General features: G+C 63.3%; 10 protein-coding genes. 9 read left to right on the forward strand and 1 reads right to left on the reverse strand.

What is annotated here, in order from left to right; genetic code table 11:
• Window positions 1-120 precede the first annotated feature (120 nt).
• The 4 genes from xylB (at window position 121) to V6L75_RS12245 (ending at window position 5334) form a co-directional block, all read left to right on the forward strand.
• On the forward strand, window positions 121-1566 hold the full coding sequence (gene xylB / locus V6L75_RS12230) for a xylulokinase (RefSeq protein WP_334251782.1): 1446 nt from the start codon (window positions 121-123) through the stop codon (window positions 1564-1566).
• Between the two features lies 1 nt (window position 1567).
• Window positions 1568-2884 carry a xylose isomerase gene (xylA, locus tag V6L75_RS12235; protein ID WP_334251783.1) on the forward strand — a complete coding sequence of 439 codons (1317 nt, stop codon included), beginning with the start codon at window positions 1568-1570 and terminating at the stop codon, window positions 2882-2884.
• An 82-nt stretch (window positions 2885-2966) separates the two neighbouring features.
• On the forward strand, window positions 2967-3704 hold the full coding sequence (gene otsB / locus V6L75_RS12240; RefSeq protein WP_334251784.1) for a trehalose-phosphatase: 738 nt from the start codon (window positions 2967-2969) through the stop codon (window positions 3702-3704).
• Between the two features lie 226 nt (window positions 3705-3930).
• On the forward strand, window positions 3931-5334 hold the full coding sequence (locus V6L75_RS12245; protein WP_334251785.1) for an alpha,alpha-trehalose-phosphate synthase (UDP-forming): 1404 nt from the start codon (window positions 3931-3933) through the stop codon (window positions 5332-5334).
• Between the two features lie 87 nt (window positions 5335-5421).
• Here V6L75_RS12245 and hppD read toward each other — a convergent pair whose 3' ends face one another.
• On the reverse strand, window positions 5422-6534 hold the full coding sequence (gene hppD, locus V6L75_RS12250; protein ID WP_334251786.1) for a 4-hydroxyphenylpyruvate dioxygenase: 1113 nt from the start codon (window positions 6532-6534) through the stop codon (window positions 5422-5424).
• Window positions 6535-6658: 124 nt separating this feature from the next.
• On the opposite strand from hppD, the gene V6L75_RS12255 reads away from it, so the two are divergent.
• From V6L75_RS12255 to V6L75_RS12275, 5 genes are all read left to right on the forward strand, one after another.
• Window positions 6659-7138, forward strand: a complete 480-nt coding sequence (locus V6L75_RS12255; RefSeq protein ID WP_334251787.1) for an Lrp/AsnC family transcriptional regulator — start codon at window positions 6659-6661, stop codon at window positions 7136-7138.
• 65 nt (window positions 7139-7203) lie between these two features.
• Entirely contained in the window at window positions 7204-7941 is a 738-nt protein-coding gene (locus V6L75_RS12260) for a tellurite resistance TerB family protein (protein WP_334251788.1), read from the forward strand.
• Between the two features lie 79 nt (window positions 7942-8020).
• A complete protein-coding gene (locus tag V6L75_RS12265; protein ID WP_334251789.1) occupies window positions 8021-9646 on the forward strand; it encodes a GMC family oxidoreductase in 1626 nt (541 codons plus the stop codon).
• 64 nt (window positions 9647-9710) lie between these two features.
• On the forward strand, window positions 9711-11513 hold the full coding sequence (locus V6L75_RS12270) for a sensor histidine kinase (protein ID WP_334251790.1): 1803 nt from the start codon (window positions 9711-9713) through the stop codon (window positions 11511-11513).
• Window positions 11514-11524: 11 nt separating this feature from the next.
• Entirely contained in the window at window positions 11525-12859 is a 1335-nt protein-coding gene (locus V6L75_RS12275) for a sigma-54-dependent transcriptional regulator (protein ID WP_334251791.1), read from the forward strand.
• Window positions 12860-12917 lie beyond the last annotated feature (58 nt).

Below are 12917 nucleotides of genomic sequence, written 5' to 3' on the forward strand. Positions count from 1 at the left end.
CACTGCAGGCTCTGGCAGAAACCGCCGTCATCGGCTAGAAGAAGCAGTCCCCGGACGGGCGCGCACATAAGCGCCGCCCGCTCCGGGGTTCTTTCGGATCAATTTTGAGGGGCGTACCTCATGCATATCGGCCTTGATATCGGCACCAGTTCGGTGAAGGCGATCCTGATGGATGACAGCCAGGCGGTGCTTGCCTCGGCCAGTGCCCATCTGACGGTCGAGCGCCCGCATCCCGGCTGGTCGGAGCAGGACCCGGACAGCTGGTGGACGGCGCTGGAACAAGCGATGGACGAGCTTGCCGCCTCCCATCCCAAGGAGATGGCTGCGGTGCGCGGCATTGGCCTGTCCGGCCACATGCACGGGGCTACCTTGCTGGATGCGGCAGACAAGCCGCTGCGCCCCTGCATCCTGTGGAATGATGGCCGCTCCGCAGCGCAATGTGCGGATCTGGAGGTGCGCGAGCCCCGCTTCCTCAGCCTTGGCGGCAACCGGGTGATGCCGGGCTTTACCGCGCCGAAGCTGCAATGGGTGCGCGAGAACGAGCCGGAGATTTTCGCCCGCACGGCCAAGGTGCTGCTGCCGAAGGATTACGTCCGCCTGCGCCTGACCGGCGAACATGTAGGCGACATGTCCGACAGTGCCGGCACGCTGTGGATGGATGTGGCCGCCCGCGACTGGTCCGATGCGCTGCTGGAGGCCACCGGCCTCAATCGCAGCCATATGCCCCGCCTTGTCGAAGGCTCGGATGCCAGCGGCCGCCTGCGGCCGGAACTGGCGCAGCGCTGGGGCATGGCCTCGGCTCCGGTGGTGGCTGGTGGCGGCGGCGACAATGCGGCTTCGGCCTGCGGCACGGGCGCGGTGAAGCCGGGCTCGGCCTTCGTCTCGCTTGGCACCTCCGGCGTGCTGTTCGTCACCAACGACCGGTTCTCGCCCAATGTGGGCAGCGCCGTGCACGCCTTCTGCCATGCGGTGCCGGACACATGGCACCAGATGGGCGTCATCCTGTCGGCAACCGACAGCCTCAACTGGCTGTCGAAGGTGCTGCGCCGCCCGGCGCAGGAGCTGACGGGGCTCGTCACGGAACTGAAGCGGCCTTCGGATGTGATGTTCATGCCGTATCTGGGCGGTGAGCGCACGCCGCATAATGACGTGGCGATCCGGGGCGGTTTCTTTGGCATCTCGCATGACACGGATGAGGCGGAGCTGACCCATGCGGTGCTGGATGGCGTTGCCTTTGCCCTGATGGATTGCCTTGCAGCGCTGACCTCTGCCGGCACCAAGGTGGAGCGTGTCACCGCCGTGGGCGGCGGCTCGCGCTCGCGTGCCTGGCTGGAGATCATCGCCACTGTTCTGGGCGTCACCGTCGATCTGCCGCAGGATGGCGATTTCGGCGCCGCACTGGGCGCTGCCCGCCTTGGTCAGGCGGCGGCGGATGGCTATTCCGATGCGCTCTTCAGCGCCCCGCCGATGGCCGCTGCTATCGACCCCAACCCCGCTCTTCGTTCCGCCTATGGCGAGGCCTATGCCCGCTGGCGCAAACTCTATCCCGCAGTGAAGGAGATCTGACGTGGCTACTGGTTTTTTTGAAGGCCTTGAGCCGGTCCGCTTTGTTGGCCCGGATGCCAAGGACCCGTATGGCTACCGCTTTTACGACAAGGACCGGGTGGTCCTCGGCAAGCGCATGGAAGACCATCTGCGTCTTGCCATCTGCTACTGGCACTCGTTCTGCTGGCCGGGCGGTGACCCGTTCGGCGGCGACACCTTCCAGCGCAAGTGGATGGCCGCGGGCGATCCGATGGAACAGGCCCGCCTGAAGGCTGATGTTGCCTTCGAGATGTTCCAGCTGCTGGGCATGCCCTTCTTCACCTTCCACGACCGCGACATCGCGCCGGAAGGAGCAACGCTGGCCGAGAGCAACGCCAATGTGAACGCCATTGCCGACATCTTTGAAAAGAAGATGGCCGAGACGGGCGTGAAGCTGCTGTGGGGCACGGCGAACCTGTTCTCCAACCGCCGCTTCATGAGTGGTGCGGCCACCAACCCTGACCCGGAAATCTTCGCCTATTCGGCAGCCCAGGTGAAGAACGCCATGGACGTGACCAAGCGTCTGGGCGGTGCGAACTACGTGCTGTGGGGTGGCCGCGAGGGCTATGAAACCCTGCTCAACACCGACCTGAAGCGCGAGCTGGACCAGCTTGGCCGCTTCCTGTCCATGGTAGTCGAGTACAAGCACAAGACCGGCTTCAAGGGCACCATCCTGATCGAGCCGAAGCCACAGGAGCCGACCAAGCACCAGTATGACTATGATGTCGCCACCGTCTTCGGCTTCCTCAAGGCCTATGGTCTTGAGAAGGAAGTGAAGGTGAACATCGAGCAGGGCCATGCGATCCTTGCCGGTCACTCCTTCGAGCATGAGCTGGCGCTGGCCAATGCGCTGGGCATCTTCGGCTCCATCGACATGAACCGCAACGACTACCAGTCGGGCTGGGATACGGATCAGTTCGCCATGAACGTTCCGGAACTGGCGCTGGCCTATTACGAGATCCTGAAAGGTGGCGGCTTCACCACCGGCGGCACCAACTTCGACAGCAAGATCCGCCGTCAGTCGATCGACGCCGTGGATCTGATCCAGGGCCACATCGGTTCGGCTGACGCCATTGCGCGCGGCCTTCTGGCTGCTGCCGCCATGATCGAAGATGGCCGGCTCGGCAGCTTCGTCGAAGACCGTTACGCTGGCTGGTCCAAGCCGGAAAACGCGGCAATCCTCAAGGGTGACGTGTCGCTGGAGGCTCTGGCGGACCGCGTTCATGCCACGGATCTTGAGCCGCAGCCGAAGTCCGGACGCCAGGAATATCTGGAAAGTCTCGTCAATCTTTTCGTTTGACGTTCTGCAATCATCTGTCCCTGCTCCGGAGAAAATCCGGGGCAGGGGTGGACTTTTCTGCTCTGTGCCTTAAATTGTGCACATGCGAAATTCTGTCCGTCTGCGATCCGATAGTGCCCTCTTTCTCGATTTTGATGGCACGCTAGCCGCGCTTGCGCCGCGCCCGGAGCTTGTAGACGTAGACGGCCAAGTGATCAGCTTGCTGAGCCGGATCAATGATTGTCTGGATGGCGCCGTCGCCATCATCACCGGCAGGCCCATTTCCCAGATCGACGGTTTCCTTCACCCTCTGAAGCTGCCTGCTGCGGGCCTTCATGGCCTTGAATGGCGCAAGACTTCTGCCTGTGACCCTGTCCGGGCCGAGGCCTCGCCGCACCTTCAGCAGTTGCGGCAATCGGTAGAAGCCAGCGGGCTGCTGGCCGGCGGCATCATGCTGGAAGACAAGGGCGCTGCCATTGCGCTGCATTACAGGTCTGTTCCTCATCTGGAAAGCGCGCTGGAGGCTCATCTTGCACGTGTTCTGGCCGGGCTGCCGGACCTGCATGTTTTGCGCGGCAAGATGGTGATGGAGGTGAAGCCTGCGACCCATGACAAGGGGCTGGCGCTGCGCCAGTTCATGGAGCTGCCGCCCTTCAACGGGCGGGTGCCGGTTTTTGCAGGCGATGATGTGACGGATGAAGACGCCATGGCCGCAGCACTCGCCCTTGGGGGGAGCGCGCTGAAGGTTGGCGACGGGCAAACCTGCGCGCCCGAGCGTCTGCCGGATGTTGCCGCCGTTACGGATTGGCTCGCGCAGCAGGTGCGCCATCTGACGGCATAAACCCGGCATGCGAGGCCTCCGCGAAGCCCCGGACACCCATTGCGGGAACTCTTTGCCGCTTTGACTGTTCAGTCAATGGCGCTGCGCGCAGCATCAATATTTTCAAGGCGTGATGCGTCCGCATCCAGGAGCCTTGGTTTCACTATGTCTTGAGAGGGCATTTCATCTGCTGCCTGCCTGTTTTCAGTGTCCGGCACATCAATTCAGAGCAAAGGAGGCGAAGGCCATGGGACGGCTTGTTGTGGTATCAAATCGGGTGGGCCCGATGAAGGACACAGGCAAGGCTGGAGGGCTCGCTGTGGCTCTGGTCGATGCGCTCACGAGTTCCGGCGGACTGTGGTTCGGCTGGAGCGGCAAGATCTCCGAGGAAGGCACCTTCGGCCCCTTTCAGCAGCAGAGGACAAAGTCGGTCCAGCTGGTGCAGATCGATATGAACCAGGCTGATCATGACAGTTTCTATGCCGGCTATGCAAACCGGACCCTCTGGCCGGTGTTGCATTACCGGCTTGATCTGGCTGTCTTCGACCGGGCCTTTGAAAACGGCTACCGGCATGTGAACGAGCGTTTTGCCTCCCGGCTGCATCCGCTGCTGCAGCAGGATGATTTCGTCTGGGTGCATGACTATCATTTCATGCCGCTGGCCGCGACGTTGCGCCAGATGGAGGTGAAGGTTCCCATTGGTTTCTTCCTGCACATCCCGTTTCCGCCACCGGAAGTTCTTGCGGCGCTGCCCAATGCCGGTGCTCTCATCCGCACCATGCTGGCCTATGATGTGATCGGCTTTCAGACCTCGCGCGATGCCGCCAATTTCCGCCGTTTCGTCGTGGAGGAGCTGGGGGGCACCAAAGGTGCGGGCGGCGTTGTAAAACTGGAGGACCGGCAGGTTCTGGTGAAGGCTTATCCAATCGGCATTGATGCGGAGGCCTTCGCCCGGTTTCCGGAAACAGCTGATGCGCAGCGCAACTCCGCCCGCCTTGCCAAGCAGCTGGCCGGGCGGCGCCAGATCGTCGGTGTCGACCGGATCGATTACACCAAGGGCCTGCCGGAGCGCTTCCGTGCCTTTGCCCGGCTGCTGGAGGATTACCCGGAAAACCAGGGGCAGGTGTCACTGATGCAGGTGGCGCCGCCGTCCCGGGCGGAACTCGATGCCTACATCGATATCCGGCGGGAGCTGGAGGGGTTGACCGGCCATGTCAACAGCCGCTTCTCGCAGCTGGACTGGACGCCGATCCGTTTTCTGGCGCGGGCCTTTCCGCGCCGGGTGCTGGCGGGAATCTACCGGTCTAGCCACGTCGGGCTGGTGACGCCGCTGCGCGATGGCATGAACCTTGTGGCCAAGGAATATGTGGCGGCGCAGGCGCCGGAGGATCCGGGTGTGCTGGTGCTGTCCCGCTTTGCCGGTGCGGCAGAGGGCATGCCTGAGGCGATCAGCGTCAATCCCTATTCGGATGAAGACGTGGCGCGCGGGCTCCAGCGGGCTCTGACCATGCCGCTGGACGAGCGCCGCGCCCGCTGGCAGCCGATGTTTGACCGGCTATGCCGCGAGGACGCGAAGACCTGGTCCTCCTCCTTTGTCGCGGATCTCATGGCGTCCCGGCGGGAGTGTGGGGTCTCGTTGACGGCGGCCTGATGCCGAGGCGGGTACCGCCGCCGCATCTCTCCTTGAGTTGCGCTGGTGGCCCCGCCACCTTCCGGCAGCGGGGCTCCCGTGCTCAGGTTACTCCGCAGCATCCACCTTGATGACGCCCCGGCGGATCTGGTCTTCCTCGATGGATTCGAACAGGGCGCGGAAGTTGCCCTCGCCGAAGCCTTCATCGCCCTTGCGCTGGATGAATTCGAAGAAAATCGGCCCGATCACGGTCTTGGAGAAGATCTGCAAGAGGATCTTGGTCATGCCGCCGTTCACCACGCCTTCGCCGTCGATGAGGATGCCGTGCTTCCTCATCCGCTCCAGCGGCTCGTCATGGCCGTTCACGCGGGCTTTGGACATTTCGTAATAGGTGTCCGGCGGGCCGGGCATGAATTTCAGGCCGTTGTCCGCCAGACGGTCGGTGGCGCTGTAGATGTCATCCGTGCCCACGGCGATGTGCTGGATGCCTTCGCCCTTGTACTTGCGCAGATATTCCTCGATCTGGCTGGTGTCGTCCTTGGACTCGTTCAGCGGAATGCGGATCTTGCCGCAGGGCGAGGTGATGGCGCGGCTGACAAGACCGGTGATGCGGCCGTCGATGTCGAAATAGTGGATCTGCCGGAAGCCGAAGAGGTTGCGGTAGAAGTCCCACCACTTGTCCATGTTGCCCCGGTAGACGTTATGCGTCAGGTGGTCGAGGTAATAGAAGCCGACGCCTTCCGGTTTTGGATCAACCGGGCCAAGCCATTCGAACTCCGCAGAGTAGGCTGAGCCCTTATCGCCGTACTGGTCGATGAAATAGAGCAGCGAGCCGCCGATGCCGATGATGGCGGGCACGTCCAGCGTCTTGCCGTCCCCTTCATAGGGCGTTGCGCCCATCTTCACCGCATGGTCAAACGCCTTTTGTGCATCCACCACGCGCCAGGCCATGGCCGGGGCGCAGGGGCCGTGGGCCTCGACAAAGCGCATGCCATAGGAGCCGGGCTCGGCGTTGAGGATGTAGTTCACGTCGCCCTGACGGTAGACGGTGATGTTTTTCGTCCTGTGCTTTGCCACGGGGCTGTAACCCATGCGGCGGAACAGGGCGTCCAGTTTCTCAGGCTCCGGATGGGCAAATTCCACGAACTCGAAGCCGTCGGTGCCTGCCGGGTTTTCTGCCGTAATGGTGGCGGGCGGTGCGTCGTGCGGGAAAGGTCCCATGCTGTCCTCCTCTTGATGGTGAGAACAGCTTGCGCCACGGAGCGCGCAATGTGTGTGCAAAGGACGTAAAATCCCGTAAGATGATGCAAGTTTTGTGCGTGAACCTCATGATCGGTGCATCTCCATGCAGCTTGACAGCTTTGATCTGCGGCTTCTGTCCGCTCTTCAGGAAAATGCTGCCCTCACCAACCAGCAGCTGGGTGAGCGGATCGGTCTGTCCGCCAGCCAGATCTCCCGCCGCCGTCAGGCGCTGGAAGCAGAGGGCATCATCCGCCGCTACCGAGCAGATCTGGCAACCGAGCGGCTGGGCTTTTCGGTGACGGCCTTTGTCGGGGTCACCCTCGGGGCGCACAGCCGGGAAAACGCCCGCCGGTTCCGCGCCATGGTGCAGGCCATGCCCGAGGTGCAGGAGGCACACACACTGACGGGCGACGTGGACTATATGCTGAAGATCGTGGTGCCGGACCTGAAGGCGCTGAGCCGGGTGATCAATGACGACCTGTTGCCCCATGAGGCGGTGCAGAATGTGCGCTCTTCCATCGCCATGGAGACCCTGAAGGACGACAACCTGCTGCCTTTGGAGAATGTTCCCACCAAGCCCTGACTTGCGGCGGGGCGGCCAAGCCACCATCTGAGGCTGACGCAAGGTTTACCAAGGAGCCTCCAGACATGTTCGATGCGAAATCCCTTCTCGATCAGGTGATGGGGGCGGCCTCCCGCTCCGGTCTTGCACAAGGTGGCAAGACGGGCGGCTCCGGTGACCTGATGTCCCGTGGCAAGGATTTCCTGTCGTCCAACGCGGGCGGGCTCGCCGCTGGCGGTCTTGCCGGGCTGTTGCTTGGCAGCAAGTCTGCCCGCAAGATCGGCGGCAAGGCGGTGACCTATGGCGGCCTCGCGCTGGTTGCAGGCCTCGCCTACAAGGCCTACCGCGATTATCAGACCGGCCAGCAGAACGGCGGTCAGCCGCCGAGCCCGCAGCAGCGTGCTCCGCTGGAACTGGAAGCCCCGCACGGCACGGCCTTTGACCCTGAGCGTGCGCCCGGCGGAAGCCAGATCGTCGCGCGGACCCTGCTCAGCGCCATGATTGCCGCCGCCAAGGCGGACGGCCATATCGACGCTGAAGAGCAGCGCCGCATCTTCAGCAAGATGGATGAGGCCGGGCTTGATTCCGAATCCAAGGCCTTCCTGATGGATGAGCTGCGGGCTCCGCTCGACCTTGACAAGATCGTCAGAAGCGCCACCTCGCCAGAGACCGCCGCCGAGATCTACGCCGCCTCGCGGCTTGCCATCGACCCCGATCATGCGGCGGAAAAGGCCTATCTCCAGATGCTGGCCGCCCGGCTGAACCTTGATCCGGCATTGGTGGACGAGATCGAAATGGCTGTGCGCGAACAGGAAATGGCCTAAGCCCATCCCCGCCCTTTGAAGGTCTTGACCGGACCGCGCCTGCGTGTCTCCACTTGTGCCAAAGAACACGGGTGGAAACATGCAGGATCTGGGCGAGTGGGATTATGTGATCGTCGGCGCGGGCTCGGCGGGTTGCGTTCTGGCGAACCGGTTGTCGCAGGACCCGGATATCCGGGTGCTGCTTCTGGAAGCGGGCGGGCGCGACGCCTATCACTGGATCCATATTCCTGTCGGCTATCTCTATTGTATGGGCAATCCGCGCACGGACTGGTGCTTCCGCACGGCGGCGGAACCGGGGCTGAACGGGCGGGCGCTGAACTATCCGCGCGGCAAGGTGCTAGGCGGCTGCTCGTCGATCAACGGCATGATCTACATGCGCGGCCAGGCCAGAGACTATGACGGCTGGCGCCAGCTTGGCCTCACCGGTTGGGGCTGGGAGGATGTGCTGCCGCATTTCCGCGCCTGCGAGGACCATTATCAGTGGAACGATGATCTGCATGGGCAGGGCGGCGGGCTCAGGGTGGAGCAGCAGCGCCTGTCCTGGGATGTGCTGGACAGTTTCCGTGAAGCCTGCGCCGAAACGGGCATTCCCAAGGTGGATGACTTCAACCGGGGAGACAATTTCGGCTCCTCCTATTTTCAGGTGAACCAGAAGCACGGCATCCGCTGGAACACGGCCAAGGGCTTCCTGCGCCCGGCGTTGAAGCGTCCCAATCTGCGGGTGGTGACGCAGGCGGAGGTAACCAGCGTCCTGCTGGACGGGCGCCGTGCATCCGGCGTTGCGCTGACGGTGAAGGGTCAGCCTGCCACGGCACGGGCAAGAGGCGAGGTGATCCTGGCCGCAGGCGCCGTGAAGTCGCCTCATATTCTGGAGCTGTCGGGCATCGGCAACCCGGACGTGCTGGACCGTATCGGTGTCACTGTCCGGCATTCCCTGCCCGAGGTTGGCGAGAACCTTCAGGATCATCTGCAGCTGCGTACCATCTTCAAGGTGCATGGGGCGAAGACGCTGAACCAGATGGCAGGCAATATCTTCGGCAAGGCACGCATCGCGCTGGAATATGCGCTAAACCGCTCCGGGCCCATGTCCATGGCACCAAGCCAGCTGGGCGTCTTTGCCAAGTCTGATCCGTCCTTCGAGACCGCCAACATCGAATATCACGTGCAGCCGCTGTCCCTCGACAAGTTCGGCGAGCCGCTGCATCCCTTCCCGGCGATTACGGCCAGCGTCTGCAATCTGCGGCCTGAGAGCCGCGGCCATGTGCATGCGCTGACGGGCCATGCGAAGGACCAGCCGGAGATCCGTCCCAACTATCTTTCTGCGGCGGCTGACCGGCAGGTGGCGGCGGACAGCATCCGCCTGACCCGGCGGATCATGGAGGCCCCGGCCATGGCCCGCTACCGGCCGGAGGAATATCTGCCCGGCCCGTCGCTGCAGAGCGATGAGGAGCTGGCGCGGGCGGCCGGTGATATCGGCACCACCATCTTCCACCCCACCAGCACCTGCCGCATGGGTGCGGATGAGGCCAGCGTCGTGGATGGGCGGCTGCGGGTGCGTGGCCTCTTGGGCCTGCGTGTCGTGGATGCCTCCGTCATGCCTGTGATCACCTCCGGTAACACCAACGCTCCCACTGTAATGATTGCAGACAAGGGCGCCGCGATGATCCGCGAGGACCGGCGGCAAGGTGCCGTGGCTGCCGCGTGACTTGCGTGAAACTCAAGGCGCAGGGGGTGCTTTTCCCTGGATGGCTGCCTGATATGATCAGCTCATGAAGCGATCTTATCAGCGCCGCCGCCCGGCACGGCAGAAACTTCTGATCCTTGCAGGTCTGGTCCTCCTCAGTGTCATCATTGTCTGGCTGACCGGGGTCGCCAGTCTGCGGATCACGCTGGCTGATCTGCAGACCCGCAAGGCCGCCATTTTGTCGGTGCAGTCCACGGCGCTGGAACAGCTTCTCGACAAGTTCCGTTTGATGACGCCGCTGCTGGCACGCAGGCCCGATATTGCAGCCATTGTTGCCGGTGACGAGAAGGAGGAAGGAAGCCGTATCGCGGCCATTGCCGGTGGTATGTCGAGTGCGCAGGCGGTCTGGTTTCTGACGCCTGATGGAGCAACCGTTGCCGCGAGCACCGCCATGACGCGGTCTGGCGTGCAGGAAGTGAGCCCGATTGGCCCTGCTTTTTCCGAGGCCATGGCCGGGCAGCTTGGCCGGCAGCTTCTGCCGGGATCTCCGGGGCAAGCCTCCAGCTATGTCTTTACCTCTGCCATCCGGGAAGACAGCCGCGTCGTCGGCGCAGTGGCCGTGCGGGTCAGTCTTGAAGACGTGGAACAGGCCTGGGCGCTGAGCCGTGATCCTCTGATTGCTGTCGATGGCCGCGGGCGGATCGTGGCTTCCAACGTCCCGGGCTGGCGGGGCCTTGCCTTTGATGGCCGCCACGATATGTCCGGTGCCTCGCTGCTGCTGGATCTCTATCCTTCCGTCTGGAGCAAGTCACTTCAATTTGTCCATAGCCCGGACGGGCAGGGCGGGCGGCCATTCCTGGCTTTGCAGGAAACGCTGCCGGTGCTGGGCTGGACCGTGCATATTCTCTCCGACACGGGCGAGGCGGAAAGGCAGACGGCCAACGCCATGCTGACGGCCTTTCTGCTGACCATTATCGGCTCCGGCCTGTTCTGGTCATTGCTGGAGCGCCAGGACGCGATGGTGCGGCGTATGCGCAGTGACCGGGCCATGGCTCACTGGCTGGAGCGCAGGGTGCGCAGCCGCACGAAAGATCTTCTGACGGCCAATCTGAAGCTTGAACAGGAAGTACGCGAGCGTATGACGGCCGAAGAAGAACTGCGCCGTACCCAGGCCGATCTGGTGCAGGCCGCCAAGCTGGCCACCCTCGGGCAGATGTCGGCAGCCCTCAGCCACGAGTTCAACCAGCCGCTCGCCACCATTCGCACCTACGCCGAGAATGCGGACCGCCTCATCGACCGGGGGCAGGAGGGGCGGGCGAAGGAAAACCTTGGCCGCATCACCGCCATGGTCGAGCGTATGGCCGAGATATCCCGCACGCTGAAGGGGTTCACGCGAAGGTCCGGCTCAGACCTGCAGGCCATTCCGATCCGTCAGGTGCTGGACGAGGTCATGCTGCTGCTGATGCCGCAGGTCAAGCGCAGGGGGGTAGCCATTCTGTCGGAGCTGCCGGGGGCGGAGATCGCCGTCATGGGCGGACGCATCAGGCTGGAACAGGTGATCATGAACCTCATCAGCAATGCACTGGATGCCGTGAAGGATGTCCCCGCGCCGCAGGTCGAGGTGAAAGTGGCGGTCGAGAATGATGTCATGGTGCTGACTGTTTCTGACAATGGCCCCGGCATTCCGGCCGCCGTGATGGAGCAGATCTTTGATCCCTTCTTTACCACCAAGGGTGTGGGAGAAGGGTTGGGGCTGGGGCTTTCGATCGCCTATAAGATCGTCCACGACTTCGCGGGCACGCTGACCGCTTCCAACCGGGAAGAGGGCGGTGCCTGTTTTACAATACGGCTGCCGCTCGCGGGCGCGCAGGCCGTTGCAGCCGGATAGGGCGGGGGGGGATGGATCAGGCAACGGTGCTTCTGGTGGATGACGAGCAGGACCTGCGCGATGCGCTGATGCAGGGGCTGGAGCTTGCCGGTCATCAGGTCGCAGCCTTTGACAGGGCCGATGGGGTGATGGGGGTGCTGAACCGGGACTTTTATGGGGTTCTGGTGACTGATATCCGCATGCCTGGCGTTGATGGCTTTGCCCTGATGCGCAAGGCCTTCGATATCGACCCGGCCATGCCTGTCGTGCTGATCACCGGCCACGGTGACGTGCCGCTGGCTGTGGAGGCGATGCGAGCGGGCGCCTATGACTTTCTGGAAAAGCCCTTCGCCGTTGCCAGACTGGAGGCGGTGATCGAGCGGGCTCTCGAAAAGCGGCGGCTGGTGCTGGAAAACCGTGCCTTGCGTGAGCGGCTGTCGGATCACGGGGTGCTGGAGGGCCGTCTTGTGGGCCGCTCGCCGGTGATGGAGAAGGTGCGCCGGCAGGTCATGGCGCTGGCAGCAACAGACGCCGATGTGCTGCTGCTGGGGGAGACCGGGGCGGGCAAGGAGGTGGTGGCCCGCGCGCTGCATGAGGAAGGGCCGCGCAAGGACAAGCCCTTTGTCGCGCTCAATTGCGGGGCGCTGCCGGCGGACATCATCGAGTCCGAGCTGTTCGGCCATGAAAAGGGCGCTTTCACGGGGGCCAGCGGCCAGCGCATTGGCAAGATGGAATATGCCCATGGGGGCACGGTGTTTCTCGATGAGATCGAGTCCATGCCACTGGAGCTCCAGGTCAAGCTGTTGCGGGTGATCGAGACACGCAGCATCGAGAGGCTCGGATCCAACAAGCCGATCGTGCTGGACGTGCGCTTCATTGCCGCGACCAAGGAAGACCTTGGCAAGGCGAGTGCGGAAGGGCGCTTCCGGCAGGATCTGTTCTACCGGCTGAATGTGGTGACGCTGGAGCTTCCGCCGCTGCGGGCGCGGCGGGAGGATATTCCGCTGCTGTTCCATTACCTTGCCCGCGAGGCCCGGGCGCGCTACCGGCGGGAGATACCCGATCTGCCGCCCGGCTACATGGCAGAGCTCATGACCCGGGAATGGGCGGGCAATGTGCGCGAGCTGCGCAATGTGGCCGACCGGTTTGTGCTGGGTCTTGAAGGCATGGACGATGCGGTGGTGCCAGGCAGTGACAATCTGTTTGCCCGCGTGGCCGAATATGAAAAATCGCTCATTCAGGCCGAGCTGAAACGCCAGGGCGGAAGCGTCAAGGCGACCTATGAGGCGCTGGGCCTCTCCCGCAAGGCGCTCTACGAGAAAATGCGCAAGTATGGCCTTGCCCGCGAGGGGGGCGAGGAGGAGTAAGCTGCTGCCTTGATGTGTCGGAGTCGACACATTGCGCTCCGGCGATGTGTCGTATCCC

Origin of the sequence: Pannonibacter anstelovis, from assembly GCF_036881715.1 — a bacterium.
GTDB lineage: Bacteria > Pseudomonadota > Alphaproteobacteria > Rhizobiales > Stappiaceae > Pannonibacter > Pannonibacter anstelovis.